This window comes from Acidovorax sp. K2F (assembly GCF_025246485.1).
GTDB lineage: Bacteria > Pseudomonadota > Gammaproteobacteria > Burkholderiales > Burkholderiaceae_C > Acidovorax > Acidovorax delafieldii.
In genome coordinates this window covers 24487-49328 of sequence record NZ_JAOBSQ010000012.1, presented here as the reverse complement: position 1 = coordinate 49328, position 24842 = coordinate 24487, and the positions used below count along the sequence as shown (strand labels likewise).

Sequence of the window (24842 nt, the reverse complement as noted above, 5' to 3'; positions counted from 1 at the left end):
TCAGCGCAAAAACAGGGTTTCGCGCGGCACATAGGGCCCGCTCGAAGCACCCCAGCTTTCAAAACTCAGCGCCTCGCGCATGGCCTGGGCGTAGGCGTCTTCCTGGCGCATCTTTTCGGCCAGCCATTCACCGAGCAGGCGGGACACGCTGCTGCCGCGCTTGGCGGCTTCCACGCGCACCCATTCGGCAACGGTGTCGTCCATGGTCACGGTGATGTTTTTCATGGATTAAATATTACACGAACTTCGTGCTCCACGAACTTCGTGTTGATTAAAACACAACATTCAAGCCGCCTTGCGGGGTGCCCCGCTTTGCAGCATCTGGCACGCCATGTCACCCACGGTGCGCAGCGCCTCCAGGTGGGCGGGCGTCCAGTCGCCCCCCACGCCGATGCGCAGGCAGTTGCGGAACCGTCCGCTGGCGCTGAACACCGTGCCGGGTGCGATCAAGATCTGCCGGGCCAGGCAGGCTTCGTGCAGTTGCACCGAGTCGAGCGCGCGCGGCAGCTCCAGCCACAGCAGCAGGCCGCCGGGCGGGTCACTCACGCGCGTACCCTGCGGGAAGTGCGCGGCAATCACGTGGCGCACCTCGTCCATGCGCGCCGCCACGGCCGCGCGCAGCTGGCGCATGGCGGCGGCGTGGCCCGCTTGGGTGATGAGATCGGCCAGGGCCAGTTCCAGCACGGCGGACTGGCCGCCCGCCTGCAGGTCCTTGATGGCGCGCAGCTTGTCGGCCCAGCGGCCGGCCTCCAGCCAGCCCAGGCGCAGGCCCGGCGCCAGCGTCTTGGAGAACGAGTCGCACAGCATCACATGGCCGGTGGTGTCGTAGGACTTGACGGTGCGCCGCATCTCGTCCACCTCGACCAGGTCGTTGTAGATCGCGTCCTCGATCACCGCCATGTCGTACCGCGCCGCCATCTGCACCAGGCGCTTGCGCTCGGCCTGGGGCATGCAGCTGCCCAGCGGGTTGCTGAGCGTGGGCACCACCATCACGGCCTTGACGGGCTGGGTGTCCAACGCCAGTTGCAGCGCATCCAGCGAGAGACCGTTGCGCGGGTGGGTGGGAATCTCCAGCGCCTTGAGGTGCAGGCCCTGCAGCACCTCCAGAAACGAAAAATGCGTGGGTGACTCCAGCGCCACCACGTCGCCCGGCTGCGTCACCGCGCGCAGGCACAACGCAATGCTGTCCATGCAGCCTCCGGTGATCACGATGTTCTCGGGGTCCAGGCTGCAGCCCAGGCTGACGGCATAGCGCGCCAGGGCGCGGCGCGCGTCCTCATGGCCCGACGAACCGGGGTAGGTGCAAAGCAGGTTGCGGTGGCGCTGCGCGGCGCGGACCACGGCGCGGCGCACGCGGTCAGGGTTGAACAGCTCGGGGCCAGGCGTCCCGCTGCTGTACGAAATGATGTCCACCGGCTGGTTGCGCCCCAAGATGCGCTGGCCCAGCCAATCCACCGACACCTCGCGGGGGCGGCGCATCGGGCGCGGCGTGCTGGGCTCGGGCAAGCTCACCGGCCGCGCCGCCACAAAAAAGCCGGAGCGCGGGCGCGCGGCGATCAGGCGCGCATCTTCGAGCCAGTGGTAGGCCTGCACCACCGTGGTCTGCGCCACGCCGTGCTGGCGCGCCAGCTCACGCACCGACGGCAGCTTTTCGCCGCGCGCCAGGGTGCCGTTGCGGATCAGCTGCGCGAGCTGTTCGGCGATTTGAAGGTACAGCGGGGGTGCGTCATCGGTGGCCATGCTGCATTCTGTACTGGCACCTTGGTCGGCAGACAGTACAGAGACTGCCCAGTGCGTACAGTACAGATGGGCCGGTTCGCTGTTCTGTACTGGGCCAGATCGTACGCGCCTGTGGCTGGTGGCCCACGGCAGCTGGCCGCACAGTGAAGGTATGAACACGCTGCACACCCCCACCCCACCGTCGCCCACGCTGCCCACCCAGCCTGCGGTGCCCCTCACCCTGCAATGGAAGCGCCAGCTCCTGCCGCCGCTGCAGGCCGTCCAGGTGCTGGACTTCCGCGCGGGCGAGATCGCCCTGCTTGAAGTCGAACAGGGCCGCGTCTGGGTGACCTGTGATGGTCTGCTGGAGGATTATTTTCTGGAGGCTGGACAGCGCCTGTCGTTCGCCGGACCGGTGCGGCTGCGCGTCAGCGCCGAAGGCCACCGGCCAGCACGGCTCAACTGGGCGCAGCACCGGGCAGTGGAAGGCGCCGCGTATCCGCCAGCGCCCTCTACAACCGCAGCGCCGGCCGCCCCCCCTCAGCCCAGGACAGCAGCCCCCACGCAGGGCGCCCTGCCCCGGGGTGCCATCAGCGCGGCTTGACGGGCGTGGTCAGCCGCATCTCTGCGGCTTGTGCGTGGGCCTGCAGGCCCTCGCCATAGGCCAGCTCGGCGGCAATGGTACCCAGCACCTGGGCACCGGCCTCGCTCACCTCGATGAGGCTGCTGCGTTTCTGGAAGTCGTACACGCCCAGCGGCGACGAAAAGCGCGCCGTGCCGCTGGTGGGCAGCACGTGGTTGGGGCCTGCGCAGTAGTCGCCCAGGCTTTCGGAGGTGTAGGCCCCCAGGAAGATCGCGCCCGCGTGGCGCAGCAACGGCTCCCAGCGGTGTGGGTCGGTGCTGCTCACTTCCAGGTGTTCCGGTGCGATGCGGTTGCTGATCGCGCAGGCTTCTTCCATGTCCTTGGTGAGGATCAGCGCGCCGCGGCCGGTGAGGCTCTTGGCGATGATCTCGGCGCGCGGCATGGTAGGCAGCAGGCGGTCGATCTCGCGCTGCACGGCGTCGAGGTAGGCGGCGTCAGGGCACAGCAGGATGCTCTGCGCCAGCTCGTCATGCTCGGCCTGGCTGAAGAGATCCATCGCCACCCAATCGGGCGGCGTGGTGCCATCGGCCAGCACCAGGATTTCGCTCGGGCCCGCGATCATGTCGATGCCCACGGTGCCGAACACGCGCTTCTTGGCGCTGGCCACATAGGCGTTGCCGGGGCCGGTGATCTTGTCCACCTTGGGCACGGTCTCAGTTCCATACGCCAGCGCGGCCACGGCCTGGGCGCCGCCGATGGTGAAGGCGCGGGTCACACCGGCCACGTAAGCGGCTGCCAGCACCAGCTCGTTGCGCTCGCCCTTCGTCGAGGTGCCCTCGCCCGTTCCACCGGTTGCCACGCTGCCGCGCACGGGCGTGGGCACAACCATGATGATTTCCTGCACGCCCGCCACATGGGCCGGGATTGCGTTCATCAGCAGGCTCGACGGGTAGGCGGCCTTGCCGCCGGGCACGTAGATGCCCACACGGTCCAGCGGCGTGACCTTCTGGCCCAGCAGCGTGCCGTCTTCGTCGCGGTAGCTCCAGCTCTCGCCCGAGGCCTTCTTCTGCGCTTCGTGGTAGCTGCGCACGCGCTTCGCTGCAGCCTGCAGGGCGTCGCGCTGAGCCTGTGGAATGGCGTCGAACGCGGCCTTGAAGTCGGCCTGGGTCAGCTCCAGCGCGGCCATGTTGGGGGCGCTGAGGCCGTCGAAGCGGGCGGTGTACTCCAGCACCGCCGCGTCGCCGCGCTTTTGCACGTCGGCCAGGATGTCAGCCACGCGCTGCTCAATGGCCGCGTCGGTGTCGGCAGACCAATGCAGGCGGGCTGCGAAATCAGCCTCAAAAGTGGCCGCAGCGGTGGACAGACGGGCGGGAGCAGCTACCAAAGTCATAGTGTCAGTCGTTGGGTGGAGGTCAGTTCTTTTCGGCCGGTATGGCCGAGGCAAACGCATCGATGATGCGGCGCAGTGGCGCCTGCTTGAGCTTGAGCGCCGCCTGGTTCACGACCAGGTAGGAGCTGATGTCCATGATGCGCTCCACTTCGATGAGGTTGTTGGCCTTGAGGGTGTTGCCGGTGGAGACCAGGTCCACGATCGCATCGGCCAGGCCCGTGAGCGGCGCCAATTCCATGCTGCCGTAGAGCTTGACCATGTCCACGTGCACGCCCTTGCTGGCAAAGAAGTCGCGCGCAATGCCGGTGTACTTGGTGGCGACCTTGAGGCGCGAGCCCTGCTTGACGGCCTGGGCGTAGTCGAAGTCATTGCGCACGGCCACGCTCACGCGGCACTTGGCAATGCGCAGGTCCAGCGGCTGGTACAGGCCCTGACCGCCGTGCTCGATGAGGGTGTCCTTGCCAGTCACGCCGATGTCGGCGCCGCCGTATTCCACATAGGTGGGCACGTCGGTGGCGCGCACCAGCACCACCCGCACATTGGGCTGGTTGGTGGGCAGGATGAGCTTGCGCGATTTTTCGGGGTCTTCGAGCACCTCGATGCCTGCAGCGGCCAGCAGCGGCAGGGTTTCGTCAAAGATGCGGCCCTTCGAAAGCGCCAGGGTGATCATGTTGCTGCTCATGCTTTTACTCGTTCGATGTCGGCGCCAATGCCGCGCAGTTTGGCTTCCATGCAGTCGTAGCCGCGGTCCAGGTGGTAGATGCGGTCCACCACGGTTTCGCCGTCGGCCACCAGGCCGGCAATGACGAGGCTGGCCGATGCACGCAGGTCGGTGGCCATCACGGTGGCGCCGGACAGGCGGGGCACGCCCTCGATCACAGCCACCTTGCCATCCACCTGGATTTTGGCGCCCAGGCGAACCAGCTCGTTGACGTGCATGAAACGGTTTTCAAAAATCGTCTCGGTCACCGTGGCCGTGCCCTGGGCGATGCAGTTCAGCGCCATGAACTGGGCCTGCATGTCGGTGGGAAAACCGGGGTACTCCGTGGTGCGAAAGCCCTGGGCCTTGAGCGTGGCGCCGCCGGCGCTTTGCACACGGATGCCGCCCTCGACCGCTTGCACGGAAGCGCCGGCCTCGCGCAGCTTTTCGATCACGGCGTCGAGGTGGTCGGCGCGGCCATGGCGCAGCACCACATCACCGCCCGTGGCGGCCACAGCGCACAGGAAGGTGCCGGCCTCGATGCGGTCGGCCACCACGCGGTGGGTGCAGCCGTGCAGTTGGTCCACGCCCTGGATGCGGATGCGGCTGGTGCCGTGGCCTTCGATCTTCGCGCCCATGGCGATCAGCATCTCGGCCAGGTCCGAAATCTCGGGCTCTTGCGCGGCGTTTTCCAGCACCGTCTCGCCCTCGGCCAGCGCGGCGGCCATGAGGAAGTTCTCGGTGCCCGTCACCGTGACCATGTCGGTGGTGATGCGCGCCCCCTTCAGGCGCTTCCAGCCGGCGGGCAGCTTGGCGATCATGTAGCCGTGTTCGACCACGATCTCAGCGCCCATGGCGGCCAGGCCCTTGATGTGCTGGTCCACCGGGCGCGAACCGATGGCGCATCCGCCGGGCAGCGACACCGTAGCCTCGCCAAAGCGGGCCAGCAGCGGGCCCAGCGCCAGCACAGAGGCGCGCATGGTCTTGACCAGTTCGTACGGGGCTTCGGGCGTGCTCAGCGCGCTGGCGTTGATATGCACGGTGCCGTCATCGGCCCGCTCCGCCGCCACGCCCATGTTGCGGATGAGCTTGAGCATGGTGCTCACGTCCTGAAGCTGGGGCACGTTGAGCAGGGTCACAGGCTCGGCCGTGAGCAGGGCGGCACACAACTCCGGCAAGGCGGCGTTCTTGGCGCCGGAGACCAGCACCTCGCCTTGCAAGCTGCGTCCGCCGCGAATCAAGAGTTTGTCCATCTCAAATCACCAAAAATAGGGGTCAAAAGTGCCGCGTGCGCTAGTGGAATATGCGCCAGAAGCTATCAAAAAGTGAGTATTCCGAGGCTACTGCGCCTGGGCGGCCCATTCGGCCGGGGTGAAGGTTTTCATCGACAGCGCGTGCACCTCGTCGGTGTGCATTTTCGCGCCCAGCGTGGCGTACACGCGCTGGTGGCGCTGGATGGCGCGCTTGCCCTCGAACTCGGCAGAGACGATGGTGGCATACCAGTGGCGGCCGTCGCCTTCGAGCGTGATGTGTTCGCAGGCCAGGCCGGCAGCGATGATGTCTTTGAGTTGGTCAGCGGTCATGGAGGGGCGCTCGGAATCAGTTACGGATTTTGTAGCCCGTGCGCAGCAGGTGCACGGCCAGGGCGCTCACGGCCAGCCAGGCGATGCCTACGATGCCCAGGCTGAGCCAGGGCGAGGTGTCGCTCTGGCCGAAGAAGCCGTAGCGGAAGCCGTCGATCATGTAGAAAAACGGGTTGAGGTGGCTCACGGCCTGCCAGAACGGCGGCAGCGACTGGATCGAATAGAACACGCCCGACAGGAAGGTCATGGGCACGATGATGAAGTTCTGGAACGCGGCCATCTGGTCGAACTTGTCGGCCCAGAGCCCCGCAATCAACCCCAGCGTGGCCAGCAGCGCCGCACCCAGCAGGGCGAACGCCAGAATCCACAGCGGCGCAGCAAATTCGGGCCGCGCAAACGCCAGCGTGACGATGAACACACCCAGGCCCACCACCAGCCCGCGCACGATGGACGAGCCCACGTAGGCGCAGAACCAAGCCCAGTGCGACAGCGGCGTGAGCAACACAAACACCAAGCTGCCCATGATCTTGCTCTGGATGATGCTGGACGAGCTGTTGGCAAAGGCGTTCTGCAGCACGCTCATCATCACGAGGCCCGGCACAAGGAAGGCCGTGTAGCTGATACGGTCGTAGACCTTCACATGGTCTTCGAGCACATGGCCGAAGATCAACAGGTACAGCACGGCCGTGAGCACGGGAGCAGCGACGGTCTGGAAGCTGACCTTCCAGAAGCGCAGCACCTCTTTGTAGAACAGGGTCTGCCAGCCGGTCATAGCGCAACGCCCTCCAGCGGGATGTTGGAAGCCGACGTGCCGGACATCACCTGCAGGAACACATCCTCCAGATCGGGTCGGCGAATCTCCATGTCCTGCACCTCGACCCCGGCCACGCGCAACGCAGCCAGGTGGTTTTCGATCTCTGCCGCGTCATGCGCGGGTAATTGCACGATGCGACCGGTGACCCGCGCCACGGCGGCCAGTGCGGGCGGCAGGGCCGTGTCGGTCTTGAACTGCAGCACGCTGCCCGAGGCGGCCTTGAGCAACTCGCTGGTGCGGTTGAGCGCCACCACCTGCCCCGCCTTGAGCATGGCGATGCGGCCGCACAGGGCCTCGGCTTCTTCGAGGTAGTGGGTGGTGAGCAGCACGGTGTGCCCCTCCTTGTTCAGGCGGGCGATGAAGTGCCACAGGGTCTGGCGCAGTTCCACATCGACACCGGCCGTGGGCTCATCCAGAACGATGATGGGCGGCTTGTGCACCAGCGCCTGTGCGACCAGTACGCGGCGCTTCATGCCGCCCGAGAGCTGGCGCATGTTGGCGTTGGCCTTGTCGGCCAGGCCCAGGTTTTCGAGCAGCTCGTCGATCCAGGCATCGTTGTTCTTCACGCCGAAGTAGCCCGACTGGATGCGCAGCGCCTCGCGCACGTTGAAAAAGGGGTCGAACACCAGCTCTTGCGGCACGATGCCCAGCTTGCGGCGGGCATCGGCGTACTGGGCCTGCACATCGCTGCCCTGCACCAGCACGCGGCCGCTGGTGGCACGCGCCAGGCCTGCGAGGATGCTGATCAGGGTGGTCTTGCCGGCACCATTGGGGCCCAGGAGCCCGAAGAACTCGCCCTCCTCAATGTCCAGATTGACCTGGTTCAGTGCCTGAAAAGGGCCTTTGGGCGTGGCAAAGGTCTTGGAGATGGCTTGGAAGGAGACTGCGGGCATGAAGCCTTCGATTTTAAGGCCTCAGCCCTCGGCGGGCGGGGCGGCCGCTTCAATGGCCCCTGGCGGGCGCTGTGGGCCCTCAGCTTCATGGCTTGGGGGCAGAGCCACCCGGGACCATGAAAGCTATTTCATATCAAGGTGCGGCGACCAGCAGCGCATCCACCCCATACAACCCTGCCATGCCCGCCAGACCAGCGGGCATGCTTTGCACGGCAAACTGCTTGCCTTCGGACAGGGCTTCACGCCGGCATTCGAGCAGCACGGCCAAGGCCGAAGTGTCGAACACCGTCAGCCCATGGGCATCCACCACCACCGCGCTGTCGCGGTGCACCCGCAACCCCTGCTTGAGCATGTGCAGGCAGGCAGTAGCCTGGCGGTGGGTGAGTTCGGGGGGCAGCACCAGCATGGCGAGGGGGCTGTCAGCCCTTGGCAGTGCCCGCATTGGTCTTGTTGCGGGCGGCCAGTGTCTCGATCAGGCCGTCGATGCCCTTGGCATTGATCTCCTGCGCGAACTGGCCCCGGTAGGTTTCCACCAGCCAGACACCCAGCACATTCAGGTTGTAGATCTTCCAGCCTGCGCCATCACCAGGAGTCTTTTCGAGGCGGTAGTCGAGCTGGATGGGGTCGCCCCGTCCCACGATTTCGGTGCGCACCAGCACGTCCTTGTCTTCGGCGGCTGCGCGCAGGGGCTTGACCTGGATGCTCTGGTCATTGACCTGGGCCAGCGCGCCGGCATAGGTGCGCACCAGCAGGATCTTGAACTCGTCCTGCAGGCGTTTTTGCTGCTCGGGCGTGGCCTGGCGCCAGCCGGGGCCCACGGCTGCGGCCGTCATGCGGCGGAAGTTGACGTTGGGCATCACCGTTTTATCGACCAGGGCGATCACCTTGCTCAGATCCCCGGCCTGGATGGCCTTGTCGGACTTCACCGTGTTGAGCACATCGGCGGACAGCCGCTTGATCAGCGCGTCGGGCGCCTCGTCGGCTGCGAGGGCAGACAACGGCAGGCTCAGCACGGCACTGGCTGCAATGCAAAGGGCGGCACGGCCCAGGGAACGTCGGTTCATCATCTTCTCGGCTTTCATCGGTGCGGGCTTGTGCCCGCCAAATCATTGTGGAGGTGCGGGCCCACTGGCATGCGTCGCAGCGGTTGCGGATTGCAAGCAAGTGCAACAGGGCCAGGCCCAGGGCGGCGCATCGGAACATGTGCCCCGCCCGGCCTGCCATCAGCGCGCAGGAGGTTCCTCGGGCAGCACGCCATTGCTGGCGCCGCCGTCGTCCTTGCCGTCCGCATTCGGCGCCTCACCGGCGTGGCTGCGCACCTGCAGGTACACGTCACGCGTAAAGCTGTATTTGTCGAGCGCGGCGCTGTCGAGCACCGAGCTGGCGCGCAACAGGTTGGCCCGCGTGTCCACCACGCGCAGGGCATACAACGAGTTGCGGGCCGAGACCGGGTCCACATAGCTCACCACGTTGCCCTTCATGTCCACCGGCAGCGCGAATGTGTCGCGCACGGTGGAAGGCCCCAGGATGGGCAGCACCAGATAGGGGCCAGTACCCACGCCCCAGCGCCCCAGGGTCAGGCCGAAGTCCTGCTTGTAGCGGTCGATGCCCAGCTCGCTGGCGATGTCCAGCAAACCACCCAGGCCCATGAACGTGTTCACATTGACCCGCATGAAGCTGGACGCAGCGGCTTCACCGCGCAGCTGCAGCACGTTGTTCACAAACGACCAGACGTCGCCCAGGTTCCCGAAGAAATTGCTGACGCCCGTGCGTACCGTTGCGGGCGTGACCTCCTTGTAGGCCGTCGCCACAGGCTTGAGCACCATGGCATCGACCTGTTCATTGAAGTTGGTCATGCTGCGGTTGTAAGACTCCAGCGGGTCGCGGGGATCAGGGTTGGCCACCGTGGCGCACCCGGTGAGCAGCACAGCACCCAGCAACAAGGCCAGGCTGGCTGCCAGGCGGGACATCGACAACCTGCCGCCATCAATGCGGGCACGGAGTGTATGGAGTGAATGCATCATTTTTTCCCACCTGTCCCTGCAGGTTTTGCGCCGTCTTCGGCTTTGCTGTAAAGAAATTGTCCGATAAGGTTCTCAAGCACCACCGCCGACTGGGTAGACGTGATCGTGTCTCCCGCCGCCAGATTTTTTTCGTCGGCACCCGCCTCAATTCCGATGTACTGCTCACCCAGCAGGCCGCTGGTCAGGATCTTGAGGGAGCTGTCCTTGGGAAAGGCATAGCGGTCTTCCATGGCCAGCGTGACCCGCGCCTGGAAGGTCTTGTCGTCAAAGGTGATGGACTCCACACGCCCCACCACCACACCCGCGCTGCGCACCGCCGCCTGGGGCTTGAGACCGCCGATGTTGTCGAACTTGGCGGTCACACGGTAGCCCGAGTGGAATTGAAGGCTCAGCAGGTTGGCCGACTGCAGCGCCAGAAACACCAGTGCCAGCGCGCCCAGCATCACGAAGAGCCCTACCCACAGATCGTTTTTGGAGCGTTGCATATGCTTGATTCCTAGAACTGCCAGCACCGCCAGCGTCAGATACTGAACATCAGTGCGGTGAGCACGAAGTCCAGTGCCAGCACCGCCAAAGACGCCATGACCACGGTGCGCGTGGTGGCGCGCGACACACCCTCAGGGGTGGGTTTGGCTGCATAGCCCTGCAGCAACGCCACAAAAGTTACCGTGAAGCCAAAGACCACACTCTTGAGCACGCCGTTGCCCAGGTCTTTCCAGACATCCACCCCGCCCTGCATCTGGCTCCAGAACGCCCCGGGATCAATGCCGATCATGAGCACCCCGACGATCCAGCCGCCGATGATGCCCACCGCACTGAACACCGCCGCCAGTAGGGGCATGGTGATCACCCCTGCCCAGAAGCGAGGCGCCAGGATGCGCTGCACAGGGTCCACCGCCATCATCTCCATGGCGCTGAGCTGCTCCCCCGCGCGCATGAGGCCAATTTCTGCTGTGAGCGACGTGCCTGCGCGGCCCGCAAACAGCAGCGCCGTGACCACGGGGCCCAGCTCGCGCACAAGACTCAGTGCCACCAGCAAGCCCAAGGCCTCTGACGAGCCATAGCGCTGCAGCGTGTAGTAGCCCTGCAAGCCCAGCACAAACCCCACGAACAGGCCCGACACGGCAATGATGGCCAGCGAATAGTTGCCCAGGAAATGCACCTGGTCGCGTACCAGCGAGGGCCGCATCAAGGTCGCACCCAGGAGCCGCACCAGCCGCCCAAACAACCGCGCGCCCATGCCAATGTCAGCCAGCTTGTGGCGCACAGCAAAACCGACGTCGGAGGGCTTGTACCAACTCACAGCGCACGTCCTCCGGCAGGTCCGAAATCCTCGGCAACGGCCGGGCCGGGGTAATGGAACGGCACCGGGCCAGTCGGTAGAGCGTTGACAAACTGGTGCACCAGCGGGTCACGGCTGGCGAGGACCTCCTCAGGCGTGCCCTGCGCCGCCACAACGCCTTCGCCCAGGATAATCACATGGTCCGCCAGGCGGAAAGTCTCCTCCAGGTCATGCGACACCACGATGCTGGTGAGGCCCATGGCGTCGTTGAGCTGACGGATCAACTGCGCAGCCGTGCCCAACGAGATGGGGTCCAGGCCCGCAAAGGGTTCGTCGTACATGACCAGTTCCGGGTCCAGCACGATCGCTCGGGCCAGCGCCACGCGGCGCGCCATGCCACCCGATATCTGGCCGGGCATCAGGTCGCGTGCACCACGCAGGCCCACCGCATGCAGCTTCATCAGCACCACATCGCGGATCAGTTCCTCGGACAAATCGGTGTGCTCACGCAGCGGAAAGGCCACGTTCTCAAACACGCTCAGGTCTGTGAACAGCGCGCCGAACTGGAACAACATGCCCATGCGCCGGCGCGCAGCGTACAAAGCCTGCACGTCCATGCGCCCCACGTCCTGACCGTTGACCAACACCTGGCCACTCTGGGCCCTGTGCTGCCCCCCAAGCAGGCGCAGCACCGTCGTCTTGCCCCCACCCGATGCGCCCATCAGCGCCGTGACCTTGCCGCGCGGCACCGCCAGGGTCACGTCGCGCAGGATCACGCGGTCACCGTACGAAAACGTGACGTTGCGCAACTCGGCAAGAAATGTGGACTCGGGCATGCAAGAAATGGATGTCTGATCTGAGGCCTGCCAAAACAGCATCCGCCCCCGGAAAATGGAGCGCAGATGGTAGCCGAAGACACAAACATACATTCATGCATGTTTGTAAAGAAAAAGCACAACCGCCAGCGATCCCGACCGAGCGAGACCGAGGCAAGCCCGGATTGACAGAACCCCTGATTGTGCCAACAAAGCGTCCAGAAGGCTGACGCCCGGCCATTGCCCCACCGTCAAAGGCCCCGTCAACACAAACGGCGCCCGAAGGCGCCGTTGCTTGGAGGGTGCGAGAAACCGCAGGATCAGCGCGGCAGGTCCGAATATCCCATCAGGAACTCGTCCACCGCACGCGCGGCCTGGCGGCCTTCACGGATGGCCCAAACCACCAGTGACTGGCCCCGGCGGATATCGCCCGCCGCAAACACCTTGGGCACGTTGGTGGCATAACCGCCGTCAAAGTCCGTGGTGGCGCGGGCATTGCCTCGGGCATCCTTCTCGACGCCGAAAGCCTCCAGCACCGGCGCGACCGGGCTCACAAAACCCATGGCCAGCAACACCAGATCGGCCTGGTAGTGTTTTTCGGTGCCGGGAATCTCGACCAGCTTGCCGTCCTTGAACTCGACCTGCACCGTAGTCAGGCTCTTGACCTTGCCCTTTTCGCCCGTGAACTCCTTGGTGGAGATCGCGAACTCGCGCACGCAACCTTCTTCATGGCTGGAGCTAGTGCGCAGCTTGAGTGGCCAGTAAGGCCACGTCAGGGGGCGGTTTTCCACTTCAGGGGGCTGGGGCATCACCTCGAACTGGGTGACGCTGGCTGCACCATGGCGATTGCTGGTACCCACGCAGTCGCTGCCGGTGTCGCCGCCGCCGATCACGATCACATGCTTGCCCGTCGCCATGATCTGGCCCTTGAGCTTGTCGCCCGCGTTGACCTTGTTCTGCTGGGGCAGGAATTCCATGGCGAAGTGAATGCCGTCAAGTTCACGGCCTGGCACAGGCAGGTCGCGCGACTGCTCGGCGCCACCGGTGAGCAGCACGGCGTCAAACTCCTTGTTCAGCTGTTCGGGCGTGACGGTTTCCTTGGCCCAGTTGGTGACTTTGGAATCCTTGCCCAGGCCGTCCTTCGCGGCGCCCACGAATACACCGGTGCGAATCACCACACCTTCGGCTTCGAGCTGCTTCACGCGGCGGTCGATGTGCGACTTCTCCATCTTGAAGTCGGGGATGCCGTAGCGCAGCAGGCCGCCCACACGGTCGTTTTTCTCGAACAGCGTGACGCTGTGGCCAGCGCGGGCCAGTTGCTGCGCAGCCGCCAGACCTGCGGGGCCGGAGCCCACCACAGCCACCTTCTTGCCCGTCTGGTGCTTGGCGGGGCGCGGCTGCACCCAGCCTTCGGCCCAGGCGCGGTCGATGATCGCGTGCTCAATGCTCTTGATGCCCACAGCGTCGTCGTTCACGTTGAGCACACAGGCAGCCTCGCAAGGTGCGGGGCAGATGCGGCCGGTGAACTCAGGGAAGTTGTTGGTGCTGTGCAGCACCTCGATCGCGCTCTTCCAGTCCGCGTGGTACACGAGGTCGTTGAAGTCGGGAATGATGTTGTTCACCGGGCAGCCGTTGTTGCAGAACGGCGTGCCGCAGTCCATGCAGCGCGCGCCTTGCACCTTGGCCTGGCTCTCATCGAGCCCGACGACAAATTCCTTGTAATGCTTCAGGCGCTCGGGCACGGGCTTGTAGCCCTCTTCGATGCGCTCGTATTCCATGAAGCCAGTAGTTTTTCCCATGACGATGTCCTTGTCTATGAATGCTGTGCGAAGGGTGTGGCGACGCCTTACTTGGCGGGGGCCACTTCTTTTTTGGTAGCAGCTACCGCTGGTGTAGCGGACTCCTCCAGCACTTTTCGTTCATAAATTTCAGCCAACGCACGCTTGTACTCGGTCGGGAAGACCTTGACGAACTTGCTGCGCGATGCGGCCCAGTTGTCCAGCAGCTCGCGCGCGCGCTTGCTGCCCGTCCAGCGGTTGTGGTCTTCCAGCAGCTTCTTGAGCTGGGCCTCGTCCGTCTGGCCGTTGTGCCAGATCGAGCGGGGGACCGTAGCTTCCTGCTCGGTGGCGGGCAGGATGCGCTCCAGCGTCACCATCGACAGGTTGCAGCGTGTGTCGAACTGTCCGTCTTCGTCGTACACATATGCTACGCCGCCGCTCATGCCTGCTGCAAAGTTGCGGCCGGTCTTGCCGAGCACCACCACCGTACCGCCAGTCATGTACTCGCAGCCATGGTCGCCCGTACCTTCGACGACGGCCGTGGCACCCGACAGACGCACCGCAAATCGTTCACCGGCAACGCCGCTGAAGAAAGCCTCACCGGTGGTAGCGCCGTACATCACGGTGTTGCCCACAATGGTGTTGCGCACCGCCTCACCCCGGAAGTCGATGCTGGGGCGCACGATGACACGGCCACCCGACAGGCCCTTGCCCGTGTAGTCGTTGGCGTCGCCGATCAGGTACAGCGTGATACCGCGGGTGAGGAACGCGCCGAACGACTGGCCGCCAGTGCCTTCCAGCTGGATGCGGATGGTGTCGTCAGGCAAGCCTTCGGGGTGCACACGGGTGACCGCCCCGGACAGCATCGCACCGACCGAACGGTTCACGTTGCGCGCCACCTCGATGAACTGCACGCGCTCACCCTTTTCGATGGCAGGCTTGCTGCGCTCGATGAGCTTGCGGTCCAGTGTGTGCTCGATGTTGTGATCCTGCACGTCCACGTGGAAGCGGGGCACATCGGCGGGCACGTTCGGCTGGGCAAACAGGCGGCTGAAGTCCAGGCCGCGTGCCTTCCAGTGTTCCAGGCCCTGGCGCATATCGAGCAGGTCGGTGCGGCCGATCAGGTCGTCAAACTTGCGGATGCCCAGCTGGGCCATGATCTGACGCACTTCTTCGGCGATGAAGAAGAAGTAGTTCACCACATGCTCTGGCTTGCCAGAGAACTTCTTGCGCAGCTCGGGGTCCTGCGTGGCCACGCCCACGGGGCAGGTGTTCAGGTGGCACTTGCGCATCATGATGCAGCCTTCCACCACCAGCGGTGCCGTGGCAAAGCCGAACTCGTCAGCACCCAGCAATGCGCCGATGGCGACGTCGCGGCCGGTCTTCATCTGGCCGTCGGCCTGCACACGGATGCGGCCGCGCAGGCGGTTCAGCACCAGCGTCTGCTGGGTTTCGGCCAGGCCGATTTCCCACGGACCGCCCGCGTGCTTGATGGACGACCAGGGCGAAGCGCCCGTGCCGCCGTCATGCCCTGCGATCACCACGTGGTCGCTCTTGCACTTGGCCACGCCTGCGGCGATGGTGCCCACGCCCACTTCGGAGACCAGCTTGACGCTGATGCCTGCGTGCGGTGCGACATTCTTCAGATCGTGGATCAGCTGGGCCAAGTCCTCGATGGAGTAGATGTCGTGGTGCGGCGGTGGCGAAATCAGGCCCACACCCGGCACGCTGTGGCGCAGCTTGCCGATGTAGTTGGACACCTTTCCGCCAGGCAGCTGACCGCCCTCGCCGGGCTTGGCCCCCTGGGCCATCTTGATCTGGATCTGATCGGCGGACGACAGGTACTCCGCCGTCACGCCGAAGCGGCCCGACGCCACCTGCTTGATGCGGCTGCGCAGCGAATCGCCGTCCTGCAGGGGCAGATCGACCTCGACGTTCTCGGCGCCGATCACGCTCTTCAGGGTGTCGCCCTTCTTGATCGGGATGCCCTTGAGTTCGCTGCGGTAGCGTGCCGCGTCCTCGCCACCTTCACCGGTGTTGCTCTTGCCGCCAATGCGGTTCATGGCCACCGCCAGTGTGGCGTGCGCCTCGGTGGAGATGGAGCCCAGCGACATGGCGCCCGTGGCGAAACGCTTGACGATTTCCTTGGCAGGTTCGACCTCATCAATCGAGATCGCCTTGGACGGATCGATCTTGAACTCGAACAGACCGCGCAGCGTCATGTGGCGCTTGCTCTGGTCGTTGATGATCTGTGCGTATTCCTTGTACGTGTTCCAGTTGTTGGCGCGCGTGCTGTGTTGAAGCTTGGCAATCGCGTCAGGTGTCCACATGTGGTCTTCACCACGGGCGCGCCAGGCGTACTCGCCACCGGCGTCCAGCATGGTTTCGAGCACGGGGTCGTCGCCAAACGCGGCCTTGTGCATCCGGATGGCTTCTTCGGCGATCTCGAACACGCCGATACCTTCCACACGGCTGGCGGTGCCGGTGAAGTACTTGCCCACGGTTTCCGTGTTCAGGCCGATGGCCTCGAACAGCTGGGCGCCGCAGTAGCTCATGTAGGTGCTCACGCCCATCTTGGACATGATCTTGGACAGGCCCTTGCCGATGGCCTTGACGTAGTTGTAGATGGCCTTGTCGGCCGACAGGTCGCCGCCCAGGTCCTTGTGCATTTCGGCCAGGGTTTCCATGGCCAGGTACGGGTGCACAGCCTCGGCGCCGTAGCCAGCCAGCACGGCGAAGTGGTGCACCTCGCGCGCGGTACCCGTTTCGACCACCAGGCCGGCCGTGGTGCGCAGGCCTGCGCCCACCAGGTGCTGATGGATGGCCGACAGCGCCAGCAGCGCGGGGATGGCCACCTGCGTGGCGCTCACGGCACGGTCGCTGATGATGAGAATGTTGGCACCGCCCTTGATGGCATCCACGGCCTGCGCGCACAGCGAGGCCAGCTTGGCTTCCACGCCCTCACGGCCCCAGCTCAACGGGTAGGTGATGTCGATGGTCGCGCTCTTGAACTTGCCTTGCGTGTACTTCTCTATGTCGCGCAGCTTGGCCATGTCGGCAAAGTCGAGCACGGGCTGGCTCACTTCGAGCCGCATCGGTGGGTTGACCTGGTTGATGTCCAGCAGGTTGGGCTTGGGGCCGATGAAGCTGTTCAGCGACATCACGATGGCCTCGCGAATCGGGTCGATCGGCGGGTTGGTCACCTGGGCGAACAGCTGCTTGAAGTAGTTGTACAGCGGCTTGTTCTTGCCCGACAGCACGGCCAGCGGGCTGTCGTTGCCCATGGAGCCGATGCCTTCTTCGCCGTTTTTGGCCATGGGCGCCATCAGGAACTTGATGTCTTCCTGGGTGTAGCCAAAGGCCTGCTGGCGATCCAGCAACGGCAGGCCGGCAGCTGCAGGGACCGCGGCGGCTTCACCCGTCTCGATGCTGTCCAGCTTGATCCGCAGGTTTTCAATCCACTGCTTGTAGGGCTTGGTGTTGACGATGTTGGCTTTCAGCTCGTCGTCATCGATCATGCGGCCTTGTTCCAGGTCGATCAGGAACATCTTGCCGGGCTGCAGGCGCCACTTGCGCACGATCTTGTTCTCGGGCACAGGCAGCACGCCCGACTCAGAGCCCATGATGACCAGATCGTCGTCGGTGATGCAGTAGCGCGAGGGGCGCAGGCCGTTGCGGTCCAGCGTGGCGCCGATCTGGCGGCCATCGGTGAACACGATGGAGGCCGGGCCGTCCCAAGGCTCCAGCATGGCGGCGTGGTATTCATAGAAGGCGCGACGGCGCTCGTCCATGGTGGTGTGCTGCTCCCAGGGCTCTGGGATCATCATCATCACGGCCTGGCTGATGGGGTAGCCGGCCATGGTCAGCAGTTCGAGGCAGTTGTCGAACGTAGCCGTATCGGACTGGTCGGCGAAGCTGATGGGGTAGAGCTTTTGCAGGTCCGCAGCCAGCACGGGCGATGCCATCACGCCCTCTCGGGCCTTCATCCAGTTGTAGTTGCCCTTGACGGTGTTGATTTCACCGTTGTGCGCCACGTAGCGGTACGGGTGGGCCAGCGGCCACTCGGGGAACGTGTTGGTGGAGAAGCGCTGGTGCACAAGGCCGATGGCCGAGACGCAGCGCTCATCCGACAGGTCTTTGTAGTACACGCCCACCTGGTCGGCCAGCAGCAGGCCCTTGTAGACCACGGTGCGGCTGGACATGCTTGGTACGTAGTATTCCTTGCTGTGCTTGAGCTTGAGCGCCTGGATGTTGGCGCTGGCCGTCTTGCGGATCACGTACAGCTTGCGCTCCAGCGCGTCCTGCACGATCACGTCATTGCCACGGCCGATGAACACCTGGCGCAGGATGGGCTCCTTCTTGCGCACGGTGGGGGACATGGGCATGTCCACATTCACCGGCACATCGCGCCAGCCCAGCAGTACCTGGCCTTCGGCCTTGATGGCGCGCTCCATCTCCTGCTCGCAAGCCAGACGCGAGGCATGCTCCTTGGGCAGGAAGATCATGCCCACACCGTATTCGCCAGCCGCTGGCAAGGTCACGCCTTGCTTGGCCATCTCTTCGCGGTACAGCGCGTCAGGGATCTGGATCAGGATGCCGGCGCCGTCGCCCATCAGCGGGTCGGCACCCACCGCGCCACGGTGGTCGATGTTTTCCAGAATCTTCAGAGCCTGCGTCACGATGTCGTGGCGCTTGATGCCCTTGATGTGGGCCACAAACCCGAGGCCGCAGGCGTCGTGTTCGTTACCCGATGAATACAAACCGTGTTGTTGCAGATGCTGGATCTCGGCAGCCGTGGTCATGGCGCACTCCTATATTTTTCGCAGGGGAGCCGAGGTTAGTGCATTGCAGCACATTTTGGCAAGCAGTTTAATTGGGGTCAGATTCCTATTAATCAAACCATAACTCACACAAGCATATTATTGGGGACATATTAAAATCAATAGCAATGAGGCCAATGATTTCAAGCGCCCTCGTCGGTTTTTGCATGATTTTTTGCCATTCGAGGCCTGCCAGGTATTCCCCGAGTCACGCGACGCGGGGTCTGCTGTTGCAGGCCCGCAAGAAACTCGGTGTCGCCCAAAGCCCACCCGCTGAGTGCCGAGTCGGTCAAAGCCGTTTGCACCGACGCCCCCAGGCCCGCCTGCACCAGTGCGGCATAGGCTGCCTCGCGCGCAAACGGGGTGTTGCCCAAAGCCCAATACAGCGCATGGGGCGTCAACCACCGGTCGTTACGCAAGCCCAACCAGTGTGCGTGGCTGGACCAGGCGTAGTCAGCGGGCTGCTGCACCAATCCGGCCCGTACAGGGTTGAGGTCCAGGTACACCATGCACGCCAGCAAATACCGTTCCGGCTGCAATACCGTGGAACGGTAGCGCCCCTCCCACAAAGTACCAGTGCGGGCATGCCGGCGGTTGAAGTACTGCACATACCGGCGCCCCACCGCCTGCATCATCTGGGGCAGTCCGTCTTGTGAGGCTGGCGTAACCAGCAGGTGAAAGTGGTTATCCATCAGCACATAAGCATGGACGGCCACGGCATATTTCTGCGCGTTGTCCATCAACAGCGCCAGCAGCGCGTCGAAATCTTCCACTCCGCGGAAGATCGGCTGACGGTTGTTACCCCGCAGGATGACGTGGTGCAAATGACCCGGCAGGGTCAGGCGTGGCAAACGGGCCATGGGTCTTGATCAGGAATATGGGAGTTACGATCATAGACCTGTCCCCTATTTCTCATCGATGCAAGCTGGCGACGCCCATCATCCGCCACGAAGATAGCGAGGCGCATGCTTGATTCTGGCCTGCCCTTGCGCGCCTTTTGGGCACGCGTCAATGCGTAGCCAAGTTCTCCACTGGGTCTGCCACCACACCGATGCCAAACCGCGCCCCCATGGCGTGTTCCAGGCCAAATTCGCCGAGAAGCGCCCGCAACCGCTCGGCCGCGCTGCGTTTTTTCTGTCCGGTGTAGCGCGCGATGATGAGTTCATTCTTCATGCTGTGCTCCCATCCCACCAGCTCGGTCACAGTGACCTGGTAGCCATTGGCCTCCAGGTACAGGCAGCGCAGCACATTGGTCACCTGGCTGCCGAGTTCGCGGGTGTGCAAGGGGTGACGCCACAGTTCCGCCAGGGGCGTGCGCGCCAACTGCAAGGCCTTGCCTTGGCGCAGGCAGGCTGCCATCTCCGCTTGGCAACAGGGCACCAGAACCATGGCCCGGGCCTTTTTTTGCAGCCCGAAGGCAATCGCGTCGTCAGTGGCGGTGTCGCAAGCATGCAAGGCGGTGACCACATCGATCTGGTCGGGCAACTCACGGGCATCCGCAGACTCGGCCACGGATAGATTGAGAAACGACATCCGCTCAAAATGAAGGCGCTGCGCGAGCACCCGCGACTTCTCTACCAGTTCCGCCCGGGTCTCCACCCCGTAGATACGCCCGTGGCCCAGCGCCTTGAAGTACAGGTCGTACAGGATGAAACCCAGATAGGACTTGCCCGCGCCGTGGTCCGCCAACGTGGGCCCACCGCCTTGGGCGGACAGCTCCGTGAGCAGGGGCTCGATGAAGTTGAACAGGTGGTACACCTGCTTGAGCTTGCGGCGTGAGTCCTGATTGAGACGGCCATCCCGCGTGAGGATGTGCAGCTCCTTGAGCAGCTCTACCGATTGGCCAGGGCGCAGTTCCTGCAGCTCAGCACTCTCGTTCTTGGATTTTCCCGCATCGCGAATTCGCTTGTCGGTCGTCACTGCAGATGGGTTCTTTTTATTCATAAACCGGGGCCTTGTACTGGCGGATTGTCATCGCGGGCGGCAGTGGCGGCCATATTCGCACCGCCTTTGTCATGGGGGCCCACGTCCAGCGCCAGCCAACCGGCCATGCCCATCTCTTCAAGTACTTCCATGTTGCGCTCGAAGATGGTTTCTGCCTCGGGAAAGACCGACACCGCCCGATCGATGCTGGCCTCGCGCAACAAATGTAGCGTGGGGTATGGAGCGCGATTGGTGCAATTGGTCACGTCGTCCGCATCGGTGCCGGCGAACTGAAACTGCGGGTGAAAGCTTGCGACCTGCAGCGTGCCCTCCAACCCGAGAACGTGCACCACATCCTCCACGTCACCAAGAAAGTCATTGAAATCCAGGAAATCCTGCAGACAATGCGGCATCACCAGCAAGGTGGTGTCCCTGACTTCTGCGGGTGTGTTTGCGAGCGCTTGGAGTTCTTCGCGCAACACCTCCAGCACATCCTCCCCGGTCGTGGCCAAGCTCACCACGTAGTGAATTTGCCCTTTGACATGCACCGACTTGGCAAATGGACAGAGATTCAATCCAATGACGGCCCGCTCCAACCACCGGACAGTGTCCTGGACGTAGGTATCAGTGGACACAAAATGGGGGGGCGCATTAGCGGCGTTGGTGGAGGAAGATGTCATGGGTGCGCGCAGAAGCGCAGGGATAGAGGCGGGATTTTATCGGTGTGAGTTGTTGGCAGATCTAGCGATAGCGGCGGTCCAATCTGGAAGCCTCATGGACTCCTCAGTGCACGCTCACATCGGCGGGAGGGCAGTGGAGAAAAAGAATAGATGCGCAAGCCCACACAGCAAACACGCTTCAGGCGGCCACGTCTACCCCAGAGTGAAGTCGCGCTACACCAGCGACGAACCACCCCAAAATCAACGCATCTCGCTCCACCCCGGAACCGGGCGCTATTCCTGCAGCAGTCGGCGCCCTGTCAGGCGCTCATGCTCCCGCACCGCAAAGCGGTCCGTCATCCCAGCAATAAAGTCAGCAACCGTCCGCGCTCGTTCATGCCTATCACCCTCCAAGGCCCGTGCGGCAAACGCTGCTTTCATTTCTTGAGGCTGAGCCATGTATTCCTCGAACAACTCTCGTACGATTTCCTGAGCGTGGCCCGTAGTCTCCATGACCCGGGGATGCCGGTACAGATGCTTGAAGAGGAACCGCTTGAGTACGGTAGAGCGCTCGCGCATCTCACCACTGAAGCTCACCAGAACTGGGAGCTTCCGCACCTCATCGGGATGGGCTGGTGCATGCTCGTGCAGCGCGGCTTTTGTGGTGTCAATGACGTCGTACACCTGCGCACTCAGCATCCTCCGTATCGCCTCGTACAACAAGCGGCGCTGCATTGATGGGGTGGAGAGGTCGGGATGCTCCATCTGGGCTGCCGAACGGTACGCATCAAACAAGGGTACTTCTTGCAGCTGCGTCAGAGTAATCAACCCAGAGCGCACGCCGTCATCGATATCGTGTGCGTTGTAAGCAATCTCGTCGGCCAAATTGCACAACTGCGCCTCCAGGCTCGGCCGCTCATTGCGCAGGAAGCGGGCACCAACACCATTGGGCTCCTCACTCTCCAACCGCAAAGCATGAGTGCGCGAGCAGTGTTTGAGAATCCCTTCTCGGGTCTCGAATGTGAGATTGAGTCCGTCATACAACGGGTATCGTTCTTCCAGCTTGTCCACCACTCGCAAGCTCTGCAAGTTGTGTTCAAAGCCTCCAAAGTCGGCCATACAGCCATTCAAGGCGTCCTGCCCCGCATGCCCGAACGGGGTATGCCCCAAGTCGTGGGCTAACGAGATGGCCTCAACCAAGTCTTCGTTAATCTGTAGCGACCGTGCGATGGATCGCCCGAGTTGCGCGACTTCTAACGAATGAGTTAGCCGGGTACGAAATAGATCCCCCTCGTGGTTGAGGAAGACTTGTGTCTTGTAGACAAGCCGTCGGAATGCCGTGGAATGGACGATTCGGTCGCGGTCGCGCTGGTATTCGGTTCGGGTAGGCGCTGCAGGCTCGAAATGACGCCGACCACGGGTTCGCGTCGCATCAGATGCGCAGAGCAGCAAATTTGTACCCCCAGTCACCCTGGCTGCCTTTCACCGCACAAGATATAGGATCTACCGAAATGATTATCGAACCCTCTACTGATATTCATTCGCAGCAGGCATCAATGACTTCGCGAACCAAGGAGTCTGGTGCCGTTCTCACTACGGCCTTTCCAGGGCCATTAATCAAAACAAAACGTATTTCACCCGCTTCAGCCTTTTTATCAATCTGCATCAATTCTAAATAACGGCTAGCGTTATCGTTAGCATCCAATACAGGTCCTTTGGTAGGCAAGCCAGCAAGCTGAATCAATGAGGTCAGTCGGCAAACAAATTCGGCATCTATCAGCCCCAACCGCCGAGAAAGCTCTGCGGCCATTACCATGCCGGCCGCAACTCCCTCCCCATGTAGCCAAACTCCATAGCCCATCCCGGCTTCAATAGCATGACCAAAAGTATGACCAAAGTTCAATATCGCGCGCAAACCTGACTCTTTCTCGTCTTGGCCAACCACCCAAGCTTTGATTTCACAACTCTGCCGAACCACATGGGCTAAAGCCGGCACCTCTTTGGCCATAACCGCATTCAAATTTTGCTCTAGCCAATGCATGAAGGCGAGATCAGCAATAGAACCATACTTAATGACCTCAGCCAAACCTGCACGAAGTTCGCGATCAGGCAAGGTACTTAATGTACTTAAATCACAAATGACCATTTGGGGCTGATAAAAAGCCCCTATCATGTTTTTCCCAAGCGGGTGATTGATGGCAGTTTTCCCCCCTACAGAAGAGTCGACTTGAGCGAGCAATGTGGTGGGTAGTTGCACAAAGGGTATACCGCGCATATATGTCGCAGCGGCAAAACCGGTTAGATCTCCAACCACACCCCCACCAAGGGCAAACAACGTCGTCTTTCGATCACACCGCCAATTCAAAAGCGAACTAAATATAATATTCAGCGAATCCCAACTTTTATATTTTTCCCCATCCGGCAACTCGATAACACGCACATTTTCAAAAATGCGAGCGAGCAAACCCACAACGCGATTCAAATGCAAGCCACCAATAGTAACATTTGTGACAACCACAGCCATCCGAGACTTAGAAGACTCACCTTCAAGGTGTTGATTAAAATCTATATTCCAATCAATCAATATTTGATAAGCCCTATCACCCAGGTCAATATTAACAATATCCATAATCGATCATCCACCCCAAATTGCAGCTCAAAAATAAAAAAAGGCCAACTCGAGATTGGCCTTCCACTTAGATTACAGAAACGTTATGGGCAAGCTACAGCACCGCCGTCTTTGATAGTAACCGAGACTGTCTGTTTTACGAGTTTTGAGTCATAAACATCGATTGGAATCACCTTATCGGCAGTCACGCACCTTGGACCTGTGGTGGAATCCGGAAGGGTCGCAGTAAGCGTGTTCGCGGTCACAGAAAGCGTGGTGAAATAGGCTTTGTCGGCTGGGCTCACTAAAGGAGTGTAGGGGGCGGTGCCTCCCGCAATCAAATATGTAAGCGTAGTTGCGGTTGCACTCTTCTCGTCCACGGTTTGACTAGCCGGGGAAACCTGCAAGACATTGCTATTCACAGTAACGGAGACAACTACAGAGGTGCCAGCCGCATCCGTTATCTTAATGTCTGCGGACCCCTGAGAAACCAGCGAAACTGAGACCGACGAGCCGGAGACTGACGCAGTAGCAACGGCGGTGTTTGTCGAACTGACGACGTAGGGAGCCACACCGCCGTTAATAGTTACCGTGTTATTAGTAGCAGCAGGACCAGTAATAGAGGAGGGCGACACCGCCATCGTACTCACCTGGACAGTGGCTGTCACACTTAATGTCGCCCCCGCCGCGTCGGTAATCAAAATAGTGGCAGCCCCTGCTTTCGTTAGCCCCACCACCGTCACCGTAGATCCAGCGATAGACGCACTAACTATGCTTGTGTCAGAGCTATTAACCGAATATGGACCAACACCGCCACGCACATTGAATTGAAGGGATTGGTTGGGGCGCAATGTCAGGGCAGTTCCTGCATTGGTGGCCAACGGAACCGCCTTAGCGGTAGCCGTAATCTTCACCTGCTGTACAGGCAGGCTCTCATCATATACCGTCAGCGTAGAAGTACCATCACTATTTCCAGATATAAATAAGATTCCATCAGCTGATAGAAATGCACTAACCGACGCGTCTGAGCTAATCACTCCATAGGGAGCCTTGCCGCCTCGCACCTCGATGCCCGTAGATCCACTAGCGCCTACTGGCAAACTAATAGTATCTACTGGTGGATAGACCCTGAGGGTAGCAGACGGACCGTTAGGAGTACCGCCACCACCGCCACCGCCACCGCAAGCGACAATAACTCCGCTGATCGCAACAGCAACAAAGGCTTTAAATAGTTTTTTCATGATTTTTAAA

Annotated in this window: 23 protein-coding genes; 1 reads left to right on the top strand and 22 read right to left on the bottom strand. The window is 62.3% G+C overall.

Annotated elements, in window-relative coordinates; genetic code table 11:
• Complete coding sequence (locus N4G42_RS04965) at positions 1 to 225, bottom strand: CopG family transcriptional regulator (protein WP_069103652.1); 225 nt, start codon at positions 223 to 225, stop codon at positions 1 to 3.
• Positions 226 to 285: 60 nt separating this feature from the next.
• Positions 286 to 1740 carry a PLP-dependent aminotransferase family protein gene (locus N4G42_RS04960; RefSeq protein WP_260666389.1) on the bottom strand — a complete coding sequence of 485 codons (1455 nt, stop codon included), beginning with the start codon at positions 1738 to 1740 and terminating at the stop codon, positions 286 to 288.
• Positions 1741 to 1891: 151 nt separating this feature from the next.
• On the opposite strand from N4G42_RS04960, the gene N4G42_RS04955 reads away from it, so the two are divergent.
• Positions 1892 to 2323: a DUF2917 domain-containing protein gene (locus N4G42_RS04955; RefSeq protein ID WP_260666388.1), complete on the top strand. Its 432-nt coding sequence runs from the start codon at positions 1892 to 1894 to the stop codon at positions 2321 to 2323.
• On the opposite strand, the gene hisD is transcribed toward N4G42_RS04955, so the two are convergent.
• The 20 genes from hisD to N4G42_RS04855 form a co-directional block, all read right to left on the bottom strand.
• Positions 2310 to 3692, bottom strand: a complete 1383-nt coding sequence (gene hisD / locus N4G42_RS04950) for a histidinol dehydrogenase (protein WP_056060229.1) — start codon at positions 3690 to 3692, stop codon at positions 2310 to 2312. The genes N4G42_RS04955 and hisD overlap by 14 nt on opposite strands.
• 22 nt (positions 3693 to 3714) lie before the next feature.
• Positions 3715 to 4374 (bottom strand): ATP phosphoribosyltransferase, encoded by a 660-nt coding sequence (gene hisG / locus N4G42_RS04945; RefSeq protein ID WP_233584296.1) that lies wholly within the window; start codon positions 4372 to 4374, stop codon positions 3715 to 3717.
• Complete coding sequence (gene murA / locus N4G42_RS04940) at positions 4371 to 5645, bottom strand: UDP-N-acetylglucosamine 1-carboxyvinyltransferase (RefSeq protein WP_056060227.1); 1275 nt, start codon at positions 5643 to 5645, stop codon at positions 4371 to 4373. Before murA ends, hisG begins: the two co-directional genes overlap by 4 nt.
• Before the next feature lie 87 nt (positions 5646 to 5732).
• On the bottom strand, positions 5733 to 5975 hold the full coding sequence (locus N4G42_RS04935) for a BolA family protein (protein ID WP_010462096.1): 243 nt from the start codon (positions 5973 to 5975) through the stop codon (positions 5733 to 5735).
• 16 nt (positions 5976 to 5991) lie between these two features.
• The gene (locus N4G42_RS04930) at positions 5992 to 6747 is read right to left on the bottom strand and encodes an ABC transporter permease (protein ID WP_056060224.1); all 756 of its coding nucleotides are present in this window, start codon (positions 6745 to 6747) and stop codon (positions 5992 to 5994) included.
• A complete protein-coding gene (locus N4G42_RS04925) occupies positions 6744 to 7682 on the bottom strand; it encodes an ABC transporter ATP-binding protein (protein WP_015012675.1) in 939 nt (312 codons plus the stop codon). The genes N4G42_RS04930 and N4G42_RS04925 overlap by 4 nt, the downstream gene beginning before the upstream one ends.
• Positions 7683 to 7815: 133 nt before the next feature.
• Entirely contained in the window at positions 7816 to 8088 is a 273-nt protein-coding gene (locus tag N4G42_RS04920; protein ID WP_056060221.1) for an STAS domain-containing protein, read from the bottom strand.
• Between the two features lie 13 nt (positions 8089 to 8101).
• The gene (locus N4G42_RS04915) at positions 8102 to 8749 is read right to left on the bottom strand and encodes a phospholipid-binding protein MlaC (protein WP_056747251.1); all 648 of its coding nucleotides are present in this window, start codon (positions 8747 to 8749) and stop codon (positions 8102 to 8104) included.
• Positions 8750 to 8905: 156 nt separating this feature from the next.
• Entirely contained in the window at positions 8906 to 9652 is a 747-nt protein-coding gene (locus tag N4G42_RS04910) for a VacJ family lipoprotein (protein WP_260666428.1), read from the bottom strand.
• Positions 9653 to 9702: 50 nt separating this feature from the next.
• A complete protein-coding gene (gene mlaD, locus N4G42_RS04905; protein WP_260666385.1) occupies positions 9703 to 10191 on the bottom strand; it encodes an outer membrane lipid asymmetry maintenance protein MlaD in 489 nt (162 codons plus the stop codon).
• A 35-nt stretch (positions 10192 to 10226) separates the two neighbouring features.
• On the bottom strand, positions 10227 to 11009 hold the full coding sequence (gene mlaE, locus N4G42_RS04900; protein ID WP_099731118.1) for a lipid asymmetry maintenance ABC transporter permease subunit MlaE: 783 nt from the start codon (positions 11007 to 11009) through the stop codon (positions 10227 to 10229).
• Positions 11006 to 11824 (bottom strand): ABC transporter ATP-binding protein, encoded by an 819-nt coding sequence (locus tag N4G42_RS04895; RefSeq protein ID WP_260666383.1) that lies wholly within the window; start codon positions 11822 to 11824, stop codon positions 11006 to 11008. Before N4G42_RS04895 ends, mlaE begins: the two co-directional genes overlap by 4 nt.
• 299 nt (positions 11825 to 12123) lie before the next feature.
• On the bottom strand, positions 12124 to 13602 hold the full coding sequence (locus N4G42_RS04890; protein ID WP_056060207.1) for a glutamate synthase subunit beta: 1479 nt from the start codon (positions 13600 to 13602) through the stop codon (positions 12124 to 12126).
• Positions 13603 to 13649: 47 nt separating this feature from the next.
• The gene (locus tag N4G42_RS04885; RefSeq protein ID WP_260666382.1) at positions 13650 to 18383 is read right to left on the bottom strand and encodes a glutamate synthase-related protein; all 4734 of its coding nucleotides are present in this window, start codon (positions 18381 to 18383) and stop codon (positions 13650 to 13652) included.
• Between the two features lie 161 nt (positions 18384 to 18544).
• A complete protein-coding gene (locus N4G42_RS04880; RefSeq protein WP_260666381.1) occupies positions 18545 to 19261 on the bottom strand; it encodes an REP-associated tyrosine transposase in 717 nt (238 codons plus the stop codon).
• Positions 19262 to 19409: 148 nt separating this feature from the next.
• Positions 19410 to 20345 (bottom strand): class I SAM-dependent methyltransferase, encoded by a 936-nt coding sequence (locus tag N4G42_RS04875; protein WP_199227606.1) that lies wholly within the window; start codon positions 20343 to 20345, stop codon positions 19410 to 19412.
• Entirely contained in the window at positions 20342 to 21004 is a 663-nt protein-coding gene (locus N4G42_RS04870; RefSeq protein WP_260666380.1) for a DUF1415 domain-containing protein, read from the bottom strand. Before N4G42_RS04870 ends, N4G42_RS04875 begins: the two co-directional genes overlap by 4 nt.
• A gap of 273 nt (positions 21005 to 21277) precedes the next feature.
• Positions 21278 to 22453 (bottom strand): deoxyguanosinetriphosphate triphosphohydrolase, encoded by a 1176-nt coding sequence (locus N4G42_RS04865; RefSeq protein ID WP_409557797.1) that lies wholly within the window; start codon positions 22451 to 22453, stop codon positions 21278 to 21280.
• Positions 22454 to 22520: 67 nt separating this feature from the next.
• On the bottom strand, positions 22521 to 23612 hold the full coding sequence (aroB, locus tag N4G42_RS04860) for a 3-dehydroquinate synthase (protein WP_260666377.1): 1092 nt from the start codon (positions 23610 to 23612) through the stop codon (positions 22521 to 22523).
• Positions 23613 to 23695: 83 nt separating this feature from the next.
• A complete protein-coding gene (locus N4G42_RS04855; protein WP_260666376.1) occupies positions 23696 to 24832 on the bottom strand; it encodes a hypothetical protein in 1137 nt (378 codons plus the stop codon).
• Between the last annotated feature and the right edge of the window lie 10 nt (positions 24833 to 24842).

Excerpts from the sequence above, each read along its gene's own strand:
- N4G42_RS04965 (WP_069103652.1), bottom strand. The coding sequence starts at position 225 with ATGAAAAACATCACCGTGACCATGGACGACACCGTTGCCGAATGGGTG.
- N4G42_RS04960 (WP_260666389.1), bottom strand. The coding sequence starts at position 1,740 with ATGGCCACCGATGACGCACCCCCGCTGTACCTTCAAATCGCCGAACAG.
- N4G42_RS04955 (WP_260666388.1), top strand. The coding sequence starts at position 1,892 with ATGAACACGCTGCACACCCCCACCCCACCGTCGCCCACGCTGCCCACC.
- hisD (WP_056060229.1), bottom strand. The coding sequence starts at position 3,692 with ATGACTTTGGTAGCTGCTCCCGCCCGTCTGTCCACCGCTGCGGCCACT.
- hisG (WP_233584296.1), bottom strand. The coding sequence starts at position 4,374 with ATGAGCAGCAACATGATCACCCTGGCGCTTTCGAAGGGCCGCATCTTT.
- murA (WP_056060227.1), bottom strand. The coding sequence starts at position 5,645 with ATGGACAAACTCTTGATTCGCGGCGGACGCAGCTTGCAAGGCGAGGTG.
- N4G42_RS04935 (WP_010462096.1), bottom strand. The coding sequence starts at position 5,975 with ATGACCGCTGACCAACTCAAAGACATCATCGCTGCCGGCCTGGCCTGC.
- N4G42_RS04930 (WP_056060224.1), bottom strand. The coding sequence starts at position 6,747 with ATGACCGGCTGGCAGACCCTGTTCTACAAAGAGGTGCTGCGCTTCTGG.
- N4G42_RS04925 (WP_015012675.1), bottom strand. The coding sequence starts at position 7,682 with ATGCCCGCAGTCTCCTTCCAAGCCATCTCCAAGACCTTTGCCACGCCC.
- N4G42_RS04920 (WP_056060221.1), bottom strand. The coding sequence starts at position 8,088 with ATGCTGGTGCTGCCCCCCGAACTCACCCACCGCCAGGCTACTGCCTGC.
- N4G42_RS04915 (WP_056747251.1), bottom strand. The coding sequence starts at position 8,749 with ATGATGAACCGACGTTCCCTGGGCCGTGCCGCCCTTTGCATTGCAGCC.
- N4G42_RS04910 (WP_260666428.1), bottom strand. The coding sequence starts at position 9,652 with ATGTCCCGCCTGGCAGCCAGCCTGGCCTTGTTGCTGGGTGCTGTGCTG.
- mlaD (WP_260666385.1), bottom strand. The coding sequence starts at position 10,191 with ATGCAACGCTCCAAAAACGATCTGTGGGTAGGGCTCTTCGTGATGCTG.
- N4G42_RS04895 (WP_260666383.1), bottom strand. The coding sequence starts at position 11,824 with ATGCCCGAGTCCACATTTCTTGCCGAGTTGCGCAACGTCACGTTTTCG.
- N4G42_RS04890 (WP_056060207.1), bottom strand. The coding sequence starts at position 13,602 with ATGGGAAAAACTACTGGCTTCATGGAATACGAGCGCATCGAAGAGGGC.
- N4G42_RS04885 (WP_260666382.1), bottom strand. The coding sequence starts at position 18,383 with ATGACCACGGCTGCCGAGATCCAGCATCTGCAACAACACGGTTTGTAT.
- N4G42_RS04880 (WP_260666381.1), bottom strand. The coding sequence starts at position 19,261 with ATGGCCCGTTTGCCACGCCTGACCCTGCCGGGTCATTTGCACCACGTC.
- N4G42_RS04875 (WP_199227606.1), bottom strand. The coding sequence starts at position 20,345 with ATGAATAAAAAGAACCCATCTGCAGTGACGACCGACAAGCGAATTCGC.
- N4G42_RS04870 (WP_260666380.1), bottom strand. The coding sequence starts at position 21,004 with ATGACATCTTCCTCCACCAACGCCGCTAATGCGCCCCCCCATTTTGTG.
- aroB (WP_260666377.1), bottom strand. The coding sequence starts at position 23,612 with ATGGATATTGTTAATATTGACCTGGGTGATAGGGCTTATCAAATATTG.
- N4G42_RS04855 (WP_260666376.1), bottom strand. The coding sequence starts at position 24,832 with ATGAAAAAACTATTTAAAGCCTTTGTTGCTGTTGCGATCAGCGGAGTT.